The 241-nt window shown below is 25.3% G+C and carries 1 protein-coding gene; it reads left to right on the top strand.

What is annotated here, in order from left to right; genetic code table 11:
• Positions 1–231, top strand: a 231-nt coding sequence (locus NG901_RS16830) for a biotin protein ligase-related protein (RefSeq protein ID WP_502800141.1), incomplete at its 5' end; no start/stop codon positions are given.
• Between the last annotated feature and the right edge of the window lie 10 nt (positions 232–241).

The following is a 241-nucleotide window of genomic DNA, read 5'->3' as shown; positions in this document are numbered from 1 at the left end:
AATTTTGAACCACTTTATGAAAAATTCATTTTAGAAAATAATATTTGTGAAGTATTAAATATATGTAGGCAAAATTCTAATCTTTTAAACCAAAAAGCAAAGCTTATAACTTATCATAAAGAAGAAATAGTCACTTGTATTGGTATAAATGATAATGGTGAACTTATTGTAAAAGATGCAGATGGATATGAAAAAGCTGTAACCAGTGGGGAAATTAGCTTTAGAGTTTAAAAATAAATGG

The sequence above is a fragment of the Clostridium sp. CMCC3677 genome (genome assembly GCF_023845585.1).
Classification (GTDB): domain Bacteria; phylum Bacillota; class Clostridia; order Clostridiales; family Clostridiaceae; genus Clostridium; species Clostridium aquiflavi.
Note: the sequence above shows the minus strand (reverse complement) of the source record. Positions and strands in the feature narration are given on the sequence as shown.